The 19,391-nt window shown below is 66.3% G+C and carries 12 protein-coding genes and 1 riboswitch; of the genes, 11 read left to right on the top strand and 1 reads right to left on the bottom strand.

Going from position 1 to position 19,391, the window contains the following annotated elements; all coding sequences use genetic code 11:
• Window positions 1–98 precede the first annotated feature (98 nt).
• The 9 genes from LGN17_RS03320 to LGN17_RS03280 all read left to right on the top strand — a co-directional run bounded on the left by LGN17_RS03320 (window position 99) and on the right by LGN17_RS03280 (window position 10,554).
• Window positions 99–1,775 carry a methyl-accepting chemotaxis protein gene (locus LGN17_RS03320; protein WP_226195136.1) on the top strand — a complete coding sequence of 559 codons (1,677 nt, stop codon included), beginning with the start codon at window positions 99–101 and terminating at the stop codon, window positions 1,773–1,775.
• Window positions 1,772–2,284 carry a chemotaxis protein CheW gene (locus LGN17_RS03315; protein ID WP_226195135.1) on the top strand — a complete coding sequence of 171 codons (513 nt, stop codon included), beginning with the start codon at window positions 1,772–1,774 and terminating at the stop codon, window positions 2,282–2,284. Before LGN17_RS03320 ends, LGN17_RS03315 begins: the two co-directional genes overlap by 4 nt.
• Entirely contained in the window at window positions 2,281–3,687 is a 1,407-nt protein-coding gene (locus LGN17_RS03310) for a CheR family methyltransferase (RefSeq protein WP_226195134.1), read from the top strand. Before LGN17_RS03315 ends, LGN17_RS03310 begins: the two co-directional genes overlap by 4 nt.
• A 46-nt stretch (window positions 3,688–3,733) precedes the next feature.
• Window positions 3,734–4,441: a chemotaxis protein CheW gene (locus LGN17_RS03305; protein WP_175965871.1), complete on the top strand. Its 708-nt coding sequence runs from the start codon at window positions 3,734–3,736 to the stop codon at window positions 4,439–4,441.
• Window positions 4,438–6,747 (top strand): hybrid sensor histidine kinase/response regulator, encoded by a 2,310-nt coding sequence (locus tag LGN17_RS03300; protein WP_226195133.1) that lies wholly within the window; start codon window positions 4,438–4,440, stop codon window positions 6,745–6,747. The genes LGN17_RS03305 and LGN17_RS03300 overlap by 4 nt, the downstream gene beginning before the upstream one ends.
• A complete protein-coding gene (locus LGN17_RS03295; RefSeq protein WP_226195132.1) occupies window positions 6,744–7,763 on the top strand; it encodes a chemotaxis response regulator protein-glutamate methylesterase in 1,020 nt (339 codons plus the stop codon). The genes LGN17_RS03300 and LGN17_RS03295 overlap by 4 nt, the downstream gene beginning before the upstream one ends.
• Before the next feature lie 85 nt (window positions 7,764–7,848).
• Window positions 7,849–7,952, top strand: a riboswitch (Fluoride riboswitch).
• A gap of 79 nt (window positions 7,953–8,031) precedes the next feature.
• Window positions 8,032–9,273 carry a voltage-gated chloride channel family protein gene (locus LGN17_RS03290; protein ID WP_226195131.1) on the top strand — a complete coding sequence of 414 codons (1,242 nt, stop codon included), beginning with the start codon at window positions 8,032–8,034 and terminating at the stop codon, window positions 9,271–9,273.
• Window positions 9,274–9,343: 70 nt separating this feature from the next.
• Window positions 9,344–9,979, top strand: coding sequence for a shikimate kinase (locus LGN17_RS03285; RefSeq protein WP_226195130.1), 636 nt, complete (start codon window positions 9,344–9,346; stop codon window positions 9,977–9,979).
• Complete coding sequence (locus LGN17_RS03280; protein ID WP_226195129.1) at window positions 9,976–10,554, top strand: hypothetical protein; 579 nt, start codon at window positions 9,976–9,978, stop codon at window positions 10,552–10,554. Before LGN17_RS03285 ends, LGN17_RS03280 begins: the two co-directional genes overlap by 4 nt.
• Before the next feature lie 14 nt (window positions 10,555–10,568).
• On the opposite strand, the gene LGN17_RS03275 is transcribed toward LGN17_RS03280, so the two are convergent.
• The gene (locus tag LGN17_RS03275; RefSeq protein ID WP_226195128.1) at window positions 10,569–11,282 is read right to left on the bottom strand and encodes a riboflavin synthase subunit alpha; all 714 of its coding nucleotides are present in this window, start codon (window positions 11,280–11,282) and stop codon (window positions 10,569–10,571) included.
• A 226-nt stretch (window positions 11,283–11,508) separates the two neighbouring features.
• Here LGN17_RS03275 and tssI point away from each other — a divergent pair, with 226 nt between their 5' ends.
• A complete protein-coding gene (gene tssI / locus LGN17_RS03270) occupies window positions 11,509–14,688 on the top strand; it encodes a type VI secretion system Vgr family protein (RefSeq protein WP_226195127.1) in 3,180 nt (1,059 codons plus the stop codon).
• A gap of 54 nt (window positions 14,689–14,742) precedes the next feature.
• Window positions 14,743–19,380 carry an RHS repeat-associated core domain-containing protein gene (locus LGN17_RS03265; protein ID WP_226195126.1) on the top strand — a complete coding sequence of 1,546 codons (4,638 nt, stop codon included), beginning with the start codon at window positions 14,743–14,745 and terminating at the stop codon, window positions 19,378–19,380.
• Window positions 19,381–19,391: the final 11 nt, after the last annotated feature.

Genomic DNA, 19,391 nt, shown 5'->3' with positions numbered 1-19,391 from the left:
GCGCTGCCCGCAGACCCCGATGCGCTCGTGGCGCGCCGTCCGGCGCGCAGGCGGGCGTGGTTTTTTTCAACGCTGATTTTAGAAAGCCCATAACGAACATGGCCACCGTGACGCCCCGCGCGACCAATGAAAGCCTGCATCCGACGATCGGCGCTGCCCGGCTGACGCTCGGCAATCGCATCCTGCTCAGCTTCGGCGTGCTGTTCGTGCTGATGCTGGTGACGGCCGGCGTCTCCTACGAGCGACTGCGCGCGATCAACAGCGAAGCCGTCAGCATCGAGCGCGACTCGCTGCCCGGCGTCTACCTCGCTTCGTCGCTGCGCGGTGCGGTCAACGAATCGTTCATGCTGCTGCAGCAGGCGACCTTCGTCGACACCGAGCCCGCAACCGCGCAGCGCGATCTCGCGAAGATCACCGACGCGCTGAAGGACGTCGAATCGCTGTCGGCCGATTACCAGAACGCGACGTTCCGCGACGACGACCGGCAGCGCTTCGCGGCGTTCCGCGGCGCGTACGAGCGCTACGTGCCGCTGCTGAACGAAGCCGTGCAGAAGAACCGCGTGTCGCGCGAGGAGGCTGTCGCCGCGTACACGAAAACGCTGCCGGCGTGGACCGAGGTCGTGCGCAACGCGAACGTGCTGGTGCAGGAAAACCGCAAGTTCGCCGAGCAATCCGCGAAGCTGATCCGCGACTCCGTGCAGGACACCGAAGTCGTGCTCGCGGTTGCGGTGGCGTTCGTGCTGCTGTCCGCGGCCGGGCTCGGCTACGTGCTGTATCGATCGGTCACCGTACCGATGGCGCGGCTCGTCGAGGTGCACGACGTGATGCGCACCGGCAACCTGACGCATCGCCTCGACCTGCGCCGTCGCGACGAATTCGGCACGCTCGAGACGGGCTTCAACCGGATGGCCGACGAGCTGACCGAGCTCGTCGCACGCGCGCAGCAGTCGTCGCTGCAGGTGACGACGTCGGTCGCGGAAATCGCGGCGACGTCGCGCGAACAGCAGGCGACCGCGAACGAAACCGCGGCGACGACGACCGAGATCGGCGCGACCTCGCGCGAGATCTTCGCGACGTCGCGCGACCTGTTGCGCACGATGAACGAAGTGGCCGGCGTGGCCGAGCAGTCGGCGACGCTCGCGGGCGTGAGCCAGAGCGGGCTCACGCGGATGGGCGAGACGATGCGCAGCGTGATGGACGCGGCCGGTTCGGTGAACGCGAAGCTCGCGATCCTCAACGAGAAGGCGCTGAACATCAACCAGGTGGTCGCGACGATCACCAAGGTGGCCGACCAGACCAACCTGCTGTCGCTGAATGCGGCGATCGAGGCCGAGAAGGCCGGCGAGTACGGCCGCGGCTTCGCGGTCGTCGCGACCGAGATCCGCCGGCTCGCCGACCAGACGGCGGTGGCGACCTACGACATCGAGCAGACGGTGAAGGAGATCCAGTCGGCGGTGTCGGCGGGCGTGATGGGGATGGACAAGTTCTCCGAGGAAGTGCGCCGCGGAATGCTCGACGTGCAGCAGGTCGGCGGGCAGCTGTCGCAGATCATCGCCGAGGTGCAGACGCTCGCGCCGCGTTTCCAGATGGTCAACGAAGGCATGCAGACGCAGGCGAACGGCGCCGAGCAAATCACGCAGGCGCTGTCACAGCTGTCGGAAGCCGCGCAGCAGACGGCCGAGTCGCTGCGCCAGTCGTCGCAGGCGATCGACGACCTGACGCTCGTCGCGAACCAGTTGCGCACCAGCGTGTCGCGCTTCAAGGTCGACGCGTGACGCGCGCCGATACGCAGCACGGCGCCCACGCGCTGTTCCTGATATTCGCGCTCGACGGCGAACGCTATGCGCTCGACGCGGCCGGCATCGACGAGGTGCTGCCGCTTGCGGTCACGAAGGCCGTGCCCGGCGCACCCGAATGGATCGCCGGGCTGCTGATGCGCGGCGGCCAGCCGGTGCCGGTGATCGACGTGCCGATGCTGGCGCTCGGGCGCCGCGCGCATGCGTTGCGCTCGACGCGGCTCGTGATGGTCCGCTATCGCACGGACGAAGCGAACGGCGAGCGTACGATCGGGCTGATCGTCGAGCGTGCGACGCAGACGATGCGGATCGACCGCGCGGCGTTTCGGCCGAGCGGCATCTCGACCGCGCGCACGCGCTGGCTCGGGCCTGTCGCGAATACGCCCGATGGCGTCGTGCAGCAGGTATCGGTATCCGACCTGATCGACGACATCGCGCACCTGTATCTGTTCGACGGCCTGCCGGGCCATGGGGGAGAGTCCGCATGAAAGAGTCCGAATCGCGATTTCGCGGCTGGCTGTTGCGCGAGACCGGCATCGACCCCGATTCGCTCGGCAACGATTTCCTGACCCGCGCGCTGACGGAACGCGTGCACGCGCTGCAGGCGGACGGCGAGCGCCTGCCGTCGGCGGCGCGGCCGCCCGTGACGCAGGACGCGCTCGACGCCTACTGGCAGCAGCTCAACGCGTCGGCCGACGAACGGCGTGCGCTGATCGAGCTGTTCGTCGTGCCCGAGACCTGGTTTTTCCGCGACCGCGAGGCCTTCGCGACGCTCGCGCGGCTCGCGGCCGAGCGGCTCGCCGCGCTGCCCGGCCGGGTGATCCGCGTGCTGAGCGCACCGTGCTCGACGGGCGAGGAGCCGTATTCTGCGGCGATGGCGCTGCTCGACGCGGGGCTCGACCCGGCCAGCTTCACGATCGACGCGATCGACCTCAGCGCGCGCGCGATCGAGCAGGCTCGGCTCGGCCGCTACGGGCGCAACGCGTTCCGCGGCACCGCGACGGAGTTTCGCGCGCGGCACTTCACGCCGACCCGCGACGGCTGGCTGCTCGACGAGCGCGTGCGCGCGTGCGTGCAGTTCAGTCAGGCGAACCTCGTCGAACCGGCCGTGGACACGGGCATTCGCTACGATTTCGTGTTCTGCCGCAACGTGCTGATCTACTTCGATCGCGACGCGCAGGATCGCGTGATCCGCTCGCTCGACGAGCGCCTGGCCGACGACGGCGTGCTGTTCGTCGGGCCGGCCGAGACGGGTGTCGCGATGCGGCACGGGATGCGCTCGGCGCGCGTGCCGCTGGCCTTCGCGTTTCATCGCGAGACCGCGGGCGCGGCGCCCGACGTATTCGCGGCCCGGCCGGCGGCGCCGTTCTCAGCGGCAGCGCCGTATCGGCGCGCGGAGCGCTTCACGGTGGCACCGCTCGCGGCGACCCGCTCGGTGCTGGCGGTCGCACCGCCGGCCTGGCTCGGCGACACGCGTCAGCCGGTCGCGGCGCCGCCGGCCGTGCGCGCGGCCGCGTTCGACGCACGGGGCGACCTGCCGGTGATGGCGGCCGAACCGGCCGCGTCGCTCGCCCCGGCTGCCGAAAGCGCCGCACCGACGCTGGAAGATGCGCAGGCGCTGGCGAATGCCGGCGCGTTTGACGAGGCCGAGCGCGTGCTCGCGCAGTTCTCGGCGCGCGTCGGGCCGCATGCCGATGCGTTCTACCTGAACGGGCTGATCGCGGATGCGCGCGGACGCGCCGCGGAAGCCGGCGACTTCTACCGGAAGGCGTTGTACCTGCGGCCCACGCACCACGAAGCGCTGACCCATCTTGCGACGCTGCTCGACGTCGGCGGCGATCGCGCGGGCGCGCAATGGCTGCTCGAGCGCGCACGGCGCTCGGCTGGCTGACAAGACTACGGGTTGGGGACCGACACCGCGATGACCAGAGGAATTCATGAACCGCGCCGCCGCTGCCATTGACGAGACGACGATCGGCGTCGACGATTGCTGGAACCGGATCGGCACGCGCGGCGACCGCACCTGCGAGCGGCTGAACGACTGCCTGCGCTGCCTGAACTGCCCGGTGTACGCATATCACGCGGCGAAGCTGCTCGAGCGTCCGCTCGACGGGGCCGAGATGGCCGACACCACGCGCCGGATGAGCGCACCCGGCGCGCCGCACGTGCACGACGCCGATGCCGATACGCATCACGCAGCGCTGGCATTCCGCGTGGCCGACGAATGGCTCGCGCTGCCGATCGGCGTGCTGCGCGAGATCGCCGGCACGCGGCCGATCCATTCGCTGCCGCATCGCCGCAATTCGGCCGTGCGCGGCGTGGTCAACATCCGCGGCACGCTGCGCATCGCGATCTCGATCGGCGCGCTGCTCGGCCTCGGCGCCGGCAAGGGCGGCAGCGGCGGTGACGATGGCCGCTTCACGCGGTTGCTGGTGGCTGCACACCAGGGCGAGCCGGTCGTGTTTCCGGTCGACGAAGTCGAGGGTGTGCTGCGCTTCGGCGCTTCCGACTGGGTGCCCGTCCCGGCGACGGTCGGGCGCGCGAGCGCCGGCCTGTCGCGCGGCGTGCTGTCGTGGCGCGGCAAGTCGGTGGGCCTGCTCGACGACGACCGCCTGTTCGATGCCGTCACACGGAGCATGCGATGAGCGGCGATGACGATCTGAGCCACCTGTCGCTGCTCGAGCTGTATCGCGAGGAGACGCGCACGCAGACCCAGGCGCTGTCGGAGCGGCTGCTCGCGCTCGAATCGGGCGAACCCGATTCCGTCGCGCTCGAGGCATGCATGCGCGCCGCGCATTCGCTGAAGGGCGCCGCGCGCATCGTCGGCGTGCCGCTCGGCGTCGAGATCGCGGGGCGGATGGAGGAGTGCTTCGTCGCCGCGCAGGCCGGCACGATCGCACTGACGGCCACGCACGTCGACGTGCTGCTAGCGGGCGTCGATCTGCTGGTGCGCGTCGGCGATCCGCAGGGGCAACCCGTGACGCAGACGGAGATCGACGTGTTCGCGGCGGCACTGACCGGCGCCGATGGCGCGCAGACGATGCAGGCGCCGTCCGCCGTCCCGCCGCCGGTGCCGCCGTCGGTCGTGCCGTATCGCGAGCACGACGGCGCCGCGAACGAGCCCGTCGGGGCCAGCGCCGCGGTGCCGCCGCTTGCCGTGTCGGCCCCGGTGCCCGATCCGGCCCAGGCCGGCCGCGTGGCCGGCGCCGGCGCGATGCGCCGCGTGCGTGCGGATACGCTGAACCGGCTGCTGAGCCTGTCGGGCGAGTCGCTGGTCGAATCGCGCTGGCTCAAGCCGTTCGCCGAATCGATGCTGCGCGTGAAGCGTGCCCAGCGCGACGCGGCCCGGTCGCTCGATTTGATATACGAACAATTCGCCGACGATCTCGACGCGGGCATGCTCGCGTCGATGAACGAAGTGCGGCACATGCTCAACGACCTGCAGCGTTCGCTCGCCGAGCGCATGGACGAATTCGACCGCTTCGAGCGGCGCAGCACGCATATCGCCGAGCAGCTTTACGACGAAGCGCTGCAGTGCCGGATGCGGCCGTTCGGCGACGCGACGCGCGCGTACCCGCGCATCGTCCGCGATCTTGCGCGCTCGCTCGGCAAGCAGGTGCGTTTCTCGATCGTCGGCGAGGGCACGCAGGTCGACCGCGACATCCTCGATCTGCTCGACGCGCCGCTCGGCCACCTGCTGCGCAACGCGATCGATCACGGCGTCGATTCGCCGGATGCACGGCGTGCGCGCGGCAAGCCGGCCGAGGCGAGCGTGACGCTGGAGGCGCGTCACAGCGCCGGCTCGCTGCTCGTCAGCGTGATCGACGACGGCCCGGGCGTCGACATGGACGCGCTGCGCGCGGCCGTCGTGCGCCAGCGCTTGACCGACGACGAGACGGCCGCGCGGCTGTCCGATCCGGAGTTGCTCGAATTCCTGCTGCTGCCGGGCTTCTCGATGCGCGATGCGGTGACCGACGTGTCGGGCCGCGGCGTCGGCCTCGACGCGGTGCAGGAGATGGTGCGCGGCGTGCGCGGCGCGGTGCGGATCTTCAACGAGCCGGGCGCGGGCATGCGCTTCGTGCTGCAGTTGCCGCTCACGCTGTCGGTGATCCGCAGCCTGCTCGTCGAAGTGGGCGGCGAACCGTATGCGTTCCCGCTCGCGCACGTGCGCCGCACGCTCGAACTCGCGCACGACGATATCGACGTGCTCGAAGGGCAGCCGCATTTCCCGTTCGACGGCCGGCGCGCGGGCCTCGTCGCTGCGCACCAGTTGCTCGACGCGGGCGAGCCCGACGTCGCGCGCACGAGCACGGCCGTCGTGGTGGTCGGCGGGGAGCCCGAGTTGTACGGCGTCGCGGTCGACCGCTTCCTCGGCGAGCGGATGCTCGTCGTGCAGCCGCTCGATAGCCGCCTGCACAAGATCCAGAACATCGCGGCCGGCGCGCTGCTCGAGAACGGCGACCCGGTGCTGATCGTCGACGTCGAGGACCTGATCCGCTCGGTCGACAAGCTCGTGCGCGGCGGGCAGCTCGCGCGGCTCACGCGTGATCCGCAGCTCGCGCTCGCCGACCGGCGCCGCCGCGTGCTCGTCGTCGACGATTCGCTGACGGTGCGCGAACTCGAACGCAAGCTGCTGGAAAAGCGCGGCTACGACGTGACGGTGGCGGTCGACGGGATGGAAGGCTGGAACGCGGTGCGCGGCGAAGGGTTCGATCTGGTCGTCACGGACGTCGACATGCCGCGCATGGACGGCATCGAGCTCGTCACGTTGATCAAGAGCGATCCGATGCTCAAGCGCTTGCCGGTGATGATCGTGTCGTACAAGGATCGCGACGAGGATCGCCGTCGCGGGCTGGATGCGGGCGCCGACTACTACCTCGCGAAGAGCAGCTTCCACGACGAGGCGTTGCTCGACGCCGTCCACGACCTGATCGGGGACGCGCGCGGATGAACATCGGCATCGTCAACGACTTGCCGCTCGCCGTCGAGGCGCTGCGCCGCGTGCTCGCGCTGCGCGCGGACCATCGCGTGCTGTGGGTCGCAACCGACGGCGACGAGGCGGTGGATTTCTGCGTCGCGCATCCGCCCGATCTCGTGTTGATGGACCTCGTGATGCCGAAGGTCGACGGCGTGGCCGCGACACGCCGGATCATGGCGCGCTCGCCGTGCGCGATCCTGATCGTGACGGCGAGCGTCAGCGCGAACACGTCGTCGGTGTACGAAGCGATGGGCGCCGGCGCGCTCGATGCGGTCGACACGCCGACGCTCGCGCTCGGGCTGTCGACCGATGCGTCGCCACAGGCGCTGCTCGCGAAGATCGACCAGATCGGCCGCCTGCTCGAAAGCCGGAGCGCGGCGCTCGTGCCGCCGGGGCCGGCGCCCGAGCGTGGCCAGCCGACGCTCGTCGCGATCGGCGCGTCGGCGGGCGGGCCGACCGCGCTGACCGCGTTGCTGCGTGCGCTGCCGGCCGACTTTCCGGCGGCAATCGTGATCGTCCAGCATGTCGACCAGGCGTTCGCGCTCGGGATGGCCGAGTGGCTCGACGGGTATACGCGGCTGCCGGTGCGCGTCGCGCGGCAGGGCAGCGTGCCGCAGGCCGGCGAGGTGCTGCTCGCGGCGACCAACGATCACCTGTACCTGTCGCCGCGCGGCGTGCTCGGCTATACGCGGCATCCGGTGGAGACGCCGTACCGGCCGTCGATCGACGTGTTCTTCAACAGCGTCGCGGATGGCTGGCAGGGCGAAGCGTTCGGTGTGCTGCTGACGGGCATGGGGCGCGACGGCGCGCTCGGCCTGAAGGCGATGCGCGCGAAGGGCTGCTACACGATCGCGCAGGACGAGGCGACCAGCGCCGTCTACGGGATGCCGAAGGCGGCCGCGGCGATCAACGCGGCGTCGGCGATCCTGCCGCTCGAGCGGATCGCGCCTCAGCTGATCTCGCGCATCACGCGGCCGCTGCGCGACTGACGGCGCCCGACGGGCGCCGCGATGCCGCGTCGTTCCGGGGCGCCGGCGGCCGCATTGCGGGCGGCGCGGGGCGTCGCGTACAATGGCGGCCAGCGGAGATGGCATGCCTCCCTGCGGTCGTACCCGGCGCGTTGCGCACGGTGCGGCCCTCAACCGCCGGTTAGCCCGGCTGATGATGCCTGCGTGTTCCTGGGTCGTCAGGAGGTCGCAGGCCGTCCATGCGGTATTCTGCCGCCCAGGTTTTGATGTTCCGTCGAATCTGGAAATCATGTTTTTCACGACTTCTGCCGATCTTCTCGCGACCGCGCGCTACGTGTGCCGCTGGCTCGCGCTCTCGGCCCTGCTCGGCACGCTGGCCGGCACGGCTTCCGCCCTGTTCCTGATCGCGCTCGACTGGGCGACCGGCACGCGCGTGGCGCACCCGTGGCTGCTGTGGGGGCTGCCGGCCGCCGGTTTTGCGACCGGCTGGATTTACCATCGCTTCGGCCAGTCCGTCGCGCGCGGCAACAACCTGCTGATCGACGAGATTCACGACCCGAAGGCGCTCGTGCCGAAGCGGATGGCGCCGCTCGTGCTCGTCGCGACCGTCGTCACGCACCTGTTCGGCGGCTCGGCCGGTCGCGAGGGCACCGCCGTGCAGATGGGCGGCGCGCTCGCCGATCGCGTCACGCACGTGTTTCGTCTCGATCGCGACCATCGCCGCGTGCTGCTGATGGGGGGCATCGCGGCCGGCTTCGCATCGGTGTTCGGCACGCCGCTCGCGGGCGCCGTGTTCGGGCTCGAAGTGCTCGCGATCGGGCGCGTGCGCTACGACGCGCTGCTGACCTGCGTCGCCTCGGCGATCGTCGCGGACGCCGTATGTCGCGCGTGGGGCGTGCATCACACCGCCTATGCGATTCCGTTCGTGCCGGCTCTGTCGGCGACGGGGCTGGCCGTGACGGTCGTCGCGGGCATGGCGTTCGGCGTGGTCGGGCGGCTGTTCGCGTTTGCGACGCATGCGCTGACCGCGTGGTTCAGGCGCGTCGTCCGCTATGCGCCGCTGCAGCCGGTGCTCGGCGGCCTGCTGGTCGCCGCGGCCGCCACCGCGTGGAACGTGCCGCAATATCTCGGCCTCGGCATCCCGACGATCGAGGCCGCGTTTCATGGCCCGCTGCCGCTCTACGATTTCGCGGGCAAGTTCGCGTTCACCGTCGTCACCCTCGCGTCGGGGTTCAAGGGCGGTGAAGTGACGCCGCTGTTCTACATCGGCGCGACGCTCGGCAACGCACTCGGCCAGGTGCTGGCGCTGCCGGTGCCCGTGCTGGCGGGGCTCGGCTTCGTCGCGGTGTTCGCCGGCGCGGCCAATACGCCGATCGCGTCGACGATCATGGCGATCGAACTGTTCGGCGCGGATATCGGCGTGTATGCGATCGTCGCGTGTGTCGTCGCGTATCTGTTCTCGGGGCACGCGGGCATTTATCGCGCGCAGCGTGTGGCGGTGGGGAAGGGCGCGCAGGCGGAAGCGGAGTGAGGCGGGCGCGGAAGCCGGATTCGTCGCGGCGCCTCCGGGAACGCGATGCATGCGATGTCGAAGGGGGGGCGTGTTGTTGCTGGTACATCTGATCGGGCCGGGCGGTGCCGGCAAGACCACGGTCGGGGCGATTGTCGCGGCACGCCTGAACTGGCGGTTCGTCGACGTGGATCAATGCTTCCTGGCCGCGCATGGGAACATCGCCGATTTCATCCGGCGCTGCGGCTATGCCGAGTACGCGTCGTACAACGTCCGGCTGTACGAGCGCCTCAAGCACGACTTGTCGGCACCCACGATCTGCGCGGTTTCGTCCGGTTTCATGCTGTATCCGGCCGATGTCGCGCCGGCCTATCCGGCGCTTCGCCGCGGCATCGAGGAGGACGGATTCACCGCGCTCCTGTTGCCGTCGTTCGATCTCGAACGCTGCGCGAAACTCGTCGTGGGGCGGCAAATGTCCCGGCCGTATCTGAATGCGAATGAAGCCGACGAGATGCGCAAGATCCGCGCTCGGTTCCCCGCGTTCATGCGCCTGAACTGCAAACGGTTTGCGAGCGACGGACCGCCCGAACACGTGGCGGCCAACATTGAACGCTTTATCGTGGCGTCGATGCCGTCGAGTGAACGCGGACTGTATCCGGTAGCGGGCGATCGTTCGACGCATCCACGCGGTACCCAAGGCGATGGAAGCCGGGAGAACATCCAATGACGCTGGAAGACTTTCTGATCGAAGCGCGGCGCCTTGCCAGGCCATGCCATCAATACCGCTTCGCGAAAGACGGCGAACCCGTCACCGGCTACTGGCATGGCGTCGAGGCGGGCGCGTTGTGCCTTTCCGTCGAGCGCGGCGGCACATGGCTGAACGTGTATCTCGACGAGGACGGGATCTCGGGCCGCGTGGAAACCGCCGCGCAACCGGTCCAGTCCGACCACCCGCTGTACCGATCCGAAGCAACGTCGCTTCCGCCGATCGACGCTGTGTTCCGCTTCGGTTCCGCCGCGATCGAAGCGTATCTCGACGCGCATGGCTGGCAACGGGACTGGGGATTCAACAGCAACTTCAAGGGCGTCGCGGCGCACGACTACGCGCGCGCGTGGATGGCGCAATGTCCGCTCTACACGGGTGGGGTGGTCGCCGTCGCGGGCGGGTGGAACATGCCCTGGCCCGACGACGACGAGCCGATCGACCTTGATCTTGTCCTCTGGACCTTCGAGGAATCGGAGCCGTGGGTCGAGGTGTTTTTTGACGGCAGCCGGTACGCGGTGATCCAGCGGATCAGCTAGCGCGCCGGTATCCGTTACTGCTTCGGCAGCCGCGCGACGTGCCGCGCCAGCAGTTCCTCGATATCGATGCCTTTTTCCGCCAGCAATGCGGTGACGACGCCGTTCAGTTCGCCGAGCGTTTCCTTGACCGATTCCCGGATCGTGTCGACGACCACCTGCGTGCTGCGCTCGATCTCGATGTTGACCGTGTCGTTGACGCCCTTCGCATCGAAAGTCGTCGCGCGTCGCGTTTCGGGAATCAGCCAGACATCGAACCAGCCCTCGTCGCGGTTGACGTCGGACACCGTCAGGCTGCAGCCGTTGATCGCGATATACCCCTTCGCGAACACATACCGCTTGAATGCGTCCGGCACGCCGATGCGCACCATCCGGTTATGCTCGGACGACGCGATGTGCCGGATCGTCCCCGTGAAGTCGACATGGCCCGACAGCGGATGCCCGCCGATCTCCGCGCCGTCCTTCGCGGCCCGCTCCACGTTGACGCGACCGCCCGTCGCGAGATCGGCCAGCGTGGTGATCCGCAGGCTCGGCAGCATCACGTCGAAGTCGATCAGCGCCGGCGAATGGATGGTCGTCACCGTCAGGCAGACGCCGTCGACCGAGACGCTGGCGCCGATCTCGATGTCGTCGGTGAACCGCTCGGGGAATTCGATGCTGAACGTCCTCAGCTCGCCGTGATCCTTGATGGCGTTGATGGTGCCAACACCCTGAACAATGCCTGTAAACATGGTCTGCCTTTCATCGCGAATTGCCTGGCCGACATGATAAGTGATCCCGGCGGCGGACACGCGGCGGCGCGCGGTTCGGCGCCGCCGCGTTCCCCGGTAATCCGCGATGAACCTTTTAAATCAGGTCATTTTCCCGATTCATTTTGTAATTTATCTGTAAAATCACGAAAGCTAAATTAAATGCTCGCGCCATCCGAGGGCGTGTCAAAAAGAAAAAAGGCCGTTCATGAACATGCAGAACACAATCGCCGCATTGCGCGGCGGGTTGCTTCAGCAGGACCGGTTGCTGAAGCTCGATACGCCATTGGGGGCCAACGTCCTGACCGTTCAACGGGCAGTCGGTCGCTCTCGTATCGGGCGCGCATACGAGTTCACGCTCGACGTACTGTCGACCGACAGCGATGTGGAACTAAAAAAGCTGATCGCGCAGCCCGTCACGTTGTGGATCCAGCAGGGCGATCTCGGCTACCGGCCGATCAATGGCTACGTGCATACCGCGCGCCGGCTGGGCGCCGACGGCGGGCTCACGACCTATCAGCTCGCGTTCGCCGATTTCACCCACTTCCTGAAGTTTCGTCGCGATCAGCGGCTCTGGAACGATACGACTGTCGACCAGATCATCAGCGACGTGCTGAACCAGCATCCGCAGGCGCAGGGGCATTTCCGCTTCGCGCTGTCGAAGCCGCTGCCGAACCGGTCGTACACGCGCCAGCACGACACCGACTGGCATTTCGTGCATCGGCTGATGGAGAACGAGGGGCTCTACTGCGCATGGCAGCAGGCCGACGACGGCAAGTCGCACACGCTCGTGATCACCGACAACCTGCAGGCGCTCGCGTCGCTGTCGCCGGAAACCGTACGTTTTTATCGCGGCGACGCGGCCAGTGAACCCGACGCGTTTACGCAATGGTCGGGTACGCGCACGCTGCAGAGCGTGACACGTACGACGCGCACGTTCGACTACAAGAATCCTTCGCAGCCGTCGAACCCGAAAGGCACGTCGCTGCCGACGATGGGCGGCCAGGGCGAGTTGCCGGATCAACTCGAAGTCTACGAGTACACGGGCGCTTACACGTATCTCGATCAGACACGCGGCGACCATCTGACGAAGGTCAAGATGGAGGAGTGGGAGTCGCGGGCGAAGCGTTTCCATGCCGCAGGCGGGGTGCGCGCGATCGACGCCGGCCGGCGCTTCACGCTGGCCGATCATCCCGAGCACGATCGTGATCCCGCCGACCAGCGCGAATTCGTCGCGATCGAGGTGGCGTGGTGGATCGAGAACAATCTGCCTGTTGCAAGCGACAGCGCAGACTTTCCGTACAGCCTGCGCGAAGCGCTGACGCAGGCACAGGACAACTACGGTACCGATCCCGCGTTTCGCGTGCAGCACGACGACGGATCGGCCGGCTTCTATCTCGTCGAAGTCGAAGCGCAACGCGTGAGCGTGCCGTATCGCAGCCCGTTCGAGCATCCCAAGCCGGAGATGCATCTCGAGACGGCGATCGTCGTCGGGCCGCAGGGCGAGGAAGTCTATACGGACGAACTGAACCGGATCCGCGTGCAGTTCGTGTGGGACCGGTTGAATCCGGGCAACGAGAACGCGTCGTGCTGGGTGCGCGTCGTGCAGTCGGATACGGGCGGTGGCTACGGCGGCGTGCACGTGCCACGCATCGGTGAGGAAGTGCTGATCGACTACGTCGGCGGCGACTGCGACCGGCCGCTCGCGGTCGGGCGCGTGTACAACGGCGCGAACCAGCCGCAGTGGCATACCGACGGGATCCTGTCGGGCTATCGGTCGAAAGAATATTCGGGCAGCGGCTATAACCAGCTCGTGATGGACGATGCGACCGGCCAGAACCGCGTGCAGCTGATGAGCAGCAGCGCGAACAGCCTGCTGCATCTGGGCTACATCATCGACCAGAGCGGCAACTCGCGCGGGTCGTATCTCGGCAGCGGCTTCGACCTGCGCTCGGATGCGTACGGCGCGGTGCGGGCAAGCCAGGGCCTGTACGTGACGACGCATCCGAAGGCGGCGAACAGCCAGCCGCTCGACGTGAAGGAAGCGCAGCAGCAGCTCGTGACGGGCGAAAGCCTCGTCGAGGCGATGTCGGGCGTGAGCGAGCAGCATCAGGCGGAAAGCCTGAAAGACGCGCAGGACACGATGCGCGCGTTCACGGATGCGACGCAGGACAGCGCATCGGGCAGCGCGTCCGGCGGGCGCACGGCAGGCGGCGGCACGGGTAACGCGAACGCGTTCAAGGAGCCGGTGATGCTGTTCGGCAGCCCGTCGGGGATCGGGATGACGACGCAGCAGTCCGTGCATGTGGTCGCGAACGATCATGTGAACGTGGCGAGCGGGCAGAGCGTGCACGTCGCGGCGGGCAAGTCGCTGATCGGCAGCATCGGGCAGAAGCTGAGCCTGTTCGTGCAGAACGCGGGGATGAAGCTGTTCGCGGGCAAGGGCAAGGTGGAGATCCAGGCGCAGTCGGACAACATCGAGGTGACCGCGCAGAAGGCGGTGAAGGTGGTGTCGGCGACGGACCGGATCGAGATCGCGGCCGACCAGGGGATTCTGCTGACGAGCGGTGGCGCCTATATCCGGATCAAGGATGGCAACGTCGAGGTTCATGCACCCGGGAAGATCGATATCAAAGGTGCATCGCATACGTTCGCGGGGCCGGCAAGCATGGGGTATCCGCTGCCGAGCCCGCGGCCGGATCAGCCGGGGCAGTTGGAGTTGTTTCACAAGTACGTGAACGGCGAGGCGGTGAAGGGCGGGCTGTTCACGGTGAAGGACGTGAACGGTTCGGTGCTGAAGAAGGGTGCGCTCGACAACAGCGGCTACACGGTCGTGAGCGGGCTGCCGCCGGGCGCGGTACGTGTCGAGTTCGGGAAGGATCCGCGCGAATCGGATCAACCGGCGAACTATTTCAAGCAGGCGAAATGGCCGGCGGAGCCGGTCGAACCGTCGCCGGAAGCGGCTCAGGCAGCGGCAACGGGGCAGCTTGCCAGCCAGTTGCAAGGGATGGCCCCTGCTGCTGCGACGGCAGCCATGGGGCTCGTGAGCGGCGGCGGTGCAGGAGCAGCGCTGGGCGGGTTGGCGAGTTCTGCGTTGCCGGCTGCGGCGGGCGTGCTGGGTGGGGCAGGTGCAGTCTCTGCACTGCAGACGGCGTCGAGCCTGGGCAGCGCCGCGAGGCAGGTGGCAGGGATGGTGCAGGCGGCACGGCAAGGTGGGCTCTCGGCATTGGCAGCGCCGGTTGCCAGCGCGGCGTCCGGCGCACTGCAGGGTGCGTTGCCAGGTGTCGCCGGGATCGCAGGCAAGGGTGCCGCGACGGTAGCGTCAGTTACAGGTACCACCGGCATGAAGCTGCCGACGAGCGGGTTTGGCGGACCGCTGAAATCCTGAGAGGGCGGTGGCTTGTCAGCCGTCTTGAAAAGAACGAATTGAACGAAGAACGACATGGCACAACAATTTCCGCCGGGCGCCGAGAAGGAACAGGCCGTTACCTGGCTCAGCGATGTTTCTCCGAAGGACGTCGCTGCGGTCGGTAACCGCTTCGATGCGTGGTTGCGCAACGTCAGCGGCAACCACATCACGTTTGAGGACGTGAAGACATTTGCCGGCGCGGTGCCGATCCTCGGCAACATCATCGCGACAACCGACGCGCTCGAGGATATCGCCGAGCTTGTCCAGAGGCGTGGAGGCCAGACGCTCGACCACATGAGCCTTGCGATCGACCTGATCGGCACCATTCCGTTGCCGCCAACGCTCGCGCCGTTCCGGATGTCGGCACGCCCGTTGCTTGCGCTGGTGCGCAATCAGATGCCGATTGCGCGCAGCAATCTCGGTGCGGGGATCATTTCAGTGCTCGTCACACATATCAATGCGACCTGCGCGACCGAGATCGAGGATTTTCTCAACAAGCTGAAGGCCGGTCTAGTCGAACTGCTCGATGGGTGCGCGTCGCAGGCGGAAGATCTGATGGTCGCGATCGCGACGGGTATGGACAAGGCGTTGCACGGCCAGCTCTCCGGCAGCAGCGATAGCGTGAAGCGCGCGGAACAGCGCCCGAAGAAGATGGGCGACGAGCGGCCGTGGTACAGCACGAGCCAGGTCGGCGACGGGATCGCCTTCGCGTGGGAGGGCTGCAATGCGCTTGGCAAGCCCGTCGGAAACAACGTGACTGGCACTTCTCCGAAACTCGCGCCGGATGCATGGCTGGAGTCGTATCGAAGCGCAGTCGTGTTCCTGCTGACGGAAGCGCCGAAGGTCGCATCGTCGATTCGGTCGCTATCCGGTAGCGAGGAAGGCAAAATGATGTGGCTCATCGAGCAGTTGAGCGAGGCCGTTACGCGGGCGCGGGAAAGCGGGAAGGTGCATGCGCAGAGTGTGGCGCTGCAATCGGGTGGAGGAAGCAAGGCGGAGAAGACTCGAGAGCAGGAAGGGCTGGAGACGACCTCAGTACAGGCGTCCGTGGAGGGGCCAGGCAAGAGTGACTGCAAGGCCTGCGGGCAAGGGGAGTCGCCGGCATCGATCGATTTCGCGTTTGGCGACGAACGGTTCTCTCACGCCGACTTTGACCTGCCGGGCGCATTGCCGGTCGTTTGGGCGCGCACGTATCGGTCGCGGTTGTCCGCCTACGACAATGGCGAACTGGGCGCGCGCTGGATTGTGCCGTACACGACCCGGATCGATATCGAGGGCGACCAGTGGTTCTATCGCGACTCGGAAGGGCGCAGCGTCGGGTATCGCGCGCTTGCCGTTGGGGACGTGTATGACGATCTGTCGGAGAACCTGACGCTATCGCGCCTCGACGATACTTGGGTGACTATTTCATATGGCCACGATACGCTACATGTGTATGAGCGCCGCGGTGACGCGTTTCGCCTCGCTGCGCAAAAGGACCGATCGGGCAACACGATCACGCTCGATTACGATTCGCTCGATCGCCTCACACGGCTGATCGATGCAAGCGGCAACGTGCTCGCATTCGAGCACGATCGACATGGCCGGATCGTGCAGATCGAACAGCTACTCGAAGGCGGCGCACGTCGGACGCTTGCACGTTACGAATTCGATGTTGACGGCGATTTGGTGCGCTCGGTCGACCACCATGGCAACGCGCGGACTTACCAGTACTATCGGCACCTTGTCACTCGCTACACGGATCGCACCGGGCGCGGGATGACTCTCGAATGGGATGGCGCGAACGCTGACGACAACGCAAACGCGAAATGCATACGCGAATATGCCGATGACGGCAGCGTCGATATCCGTCTTGCATGGAATCCGAATATCCGCCTGACCTACGTAACCAACGCGCTCGGGCAAATGACGCGGTACTACTACAGCACTCACGGCTACGTGTATCGAATCGTCTATCCGGACGGCAACGAGGAGTGGTACAGGCGCGACGAGCATCACAATCTGGTTCTGCATATCCGCCAGGACGGCACCATCGAGCGGATGGAATATGATGCGCGCGGCAACCTCACGCGGCGCGAGCGCTCTGACGGCAGCGTCGTCGAGACGGAATACGACGGCAAGGGCCAGCCGGTTCGTCTTGTCGATCCGAACGGGCATTCGTGGCATCGCAAGTACGATGATGCAGGCAACGTCGTCGAGGAACTCGATCCCCTTGGGCATGCGACGAAGTACAGCTTCAACGACAAAGGGTGGCCCACGCAAGTCATCGATGCGAAGGGCGGATCGAAGGCACTCGAATACAACGATGCCGGGCAGCCGACGAGCTATACGGACTGCTCTGGCAAGAAGACGGAATGGCGCTATGACGACATCGGCCGCTTGATCGAGGCAAAGGATGCCGCTGGTGCGGTCGTTGCCTACGGCTACGGTTCGAACGGACAACTCGCCGAGATTCGTTCCCCGGCAGGCGTCGAGCACGTGCATTACGACGCGGAGGGCCGGTTGTTGCGGCGTACCGATCAGTTTGGCAGGTCGACACGGTACGGCTATGATGCATTCGGCCGGATCGCGAGCCGCGTGGATGCGCTGGGACAATCGCTTGCGTATCGTTATGACCCTCTTGGCCGGCTGACCGCGTTGACGGATGCGAACCTCGCGACGTATCAGTTCCATTACGATCTGGCGGGGCGGTTGATCGAGGAGATCGGTTTCGACGGAAAGTCGACGCGTTACGAGTACGATCCGGGAAGCGGCAGACTCATTGCGGTGAACGAGGCGGGATGCATGAAGTCGGTCGAGGTCGATGCAAGCGGCCGCTTGACCAAGCGTGCAGCAGGCGAGAGTGAGGAGCGTTTTGCGTACGACCCGAGCGGGCGGCTGATTGAGGCTGTCAATCGGTCTAGTCGTATCCAGTTCTATTTTGATCCGGTCGGTAATCTCGTCCGGGAACACCATGCCTATAGTGTGTTCGGCGAGCCGCGCAGTTACATCTGGCATCACGAATATGATGAGTTGGGCCATCGGCGGCGGACCGTGCGTCCAGACGGGCATGTGGTCGATTGGCTGATGTACGGTTCTGGGCACGTGCACGGGATGCTGCTGGACGGCGAGGCGCGCGCACAGATCGAACGTGACGATCTACACCGGGAGACAGTTCGGATGCTGCCGGGCAAAGTCGAGCAGCGCACGATGTACGACCCGGCGGGACGGGTATTGCAGCAGACGCTCCAGCGGGTGACGTCTACCGTGCCGATGACGGCGCGACGATATCGTTACGATGCGGTCGGGCAATTGTCGAGTATCGAGGATAGTCGTAAGGGTGGGATTGATTACCGATACGATCCGATCGGGCGATTGATCGAGGCGATCAGCCCGGTTGCAAAGGAATACTTTGCATTCGATCCAGCGAGCAACATCATTGATCTGTTGCCCCCACAAGCGGCGCCAGTGTCCCCGTCCAGTCCCGTAAGACCTTCGAGCACTTTGCCGGCGGAAGTGCCAAAGGTGCTTGGCAACCTGCTGAAAGCGTATGCAGGGATGCACTTCGAGTACGACCCGCGGGGGAATTTGATCCGCAAGCGTACGTCGGCCGGTGAGCAGAAATACGAATGGGACGAGTTCAATCGCTTGCTGGAGGCGCGTGTCGTGGAGACGTCGCGGCAGAGTCAGGCGCGGTATTTCTATGACGCGTTCGGTCGTCGCATCGCGAAGGAGGTGAACGGCGAGCGGACGGTGTTCGGGTGGGACGGCGATGCTCTCGCTTACGAGAGCGATGGCGAGCGTGGTACGCACTATATCTACGAGCCGGGGACGTTCATACCGCTGGCACAGTATGTAGCGGAGCCGGTGCAGGGAATCGCGACACCGGTGTGGAAGAGTACCGACCGGTATGTGCCGGAGGACGATCCGCTGCAGAAGGTGCCGGAGCGTCGAGCGGACGCGAAGATGTTCCATTACTACTGCGACCAGATCGGTACGCCGCAGCTGCTGACGGATGAGGCGGGTGACATCGTATGGGAGACGTCGTACAAGGCGTGGGGCGAAGCGCCGGACGTGATCTCGCGGGCGTCGAGGGCGGCGGGGATCGAACCGAGGAGCTCGTTGCGGTTCCAGGGGCAGCAGGTTGATGAAGAGACCGGGTTGCACTACAACCGCTATCGCTATTACGCACCGGATATTGGGCGGTATCTGTCTAGGGATCCGCTCGAGTTGGCCGGAGGCCTCAATGCCTATGCCTACGTTGATGGGAATCCCGCGGCGTATGTCGATCCACTCGGGTTGGTGAACTTGGCAAAAGCGGCGGTTTGTAGCGTCAATGCGATGAATGCAGGCCGCCTGTACGGTACGGGCGCAGTGAAAATGGCTGCATCCGTCGGACTGGATGCCACTGGTTTGGGAGCACCGGCAGGAGTCGGCGCCGGAGCATGGGCACTCTGGAATTTCAAGAGTGCGGGGGCGGCGTGGCAGCGCGCACGACAGCAATGCCAAGAGGCGGGCAATGAAAAACTGTCAGATGCACGATGGAAGAATCTCTTGGGCGTTTTGCCATATGGAACGGAATTTGATGACGAGCGTGAACCCTCTCCCTGGGAGTTTGCAAAGAAGAAAGCAGGGGAGTTCAAAGAAAAGCCACTTGAAATCCTGAAGGAAATTGGGACTCTTTCATTCTAATGAGTACATTT

Origin of the sequence: Burkholderia sp. AU30280 (assembly GCF_020420125.1) — a bacterium.
GTDB lineage: Bacteria > Pseudomonadota > Gammaproteobacteria > Burkholderiales > Burkholderiaceae > Burkholderia.
Note: the sequence above shows the minus strand (reverse complement) of the source record. Positions and strands in the feature narration are given on the sequence as shown.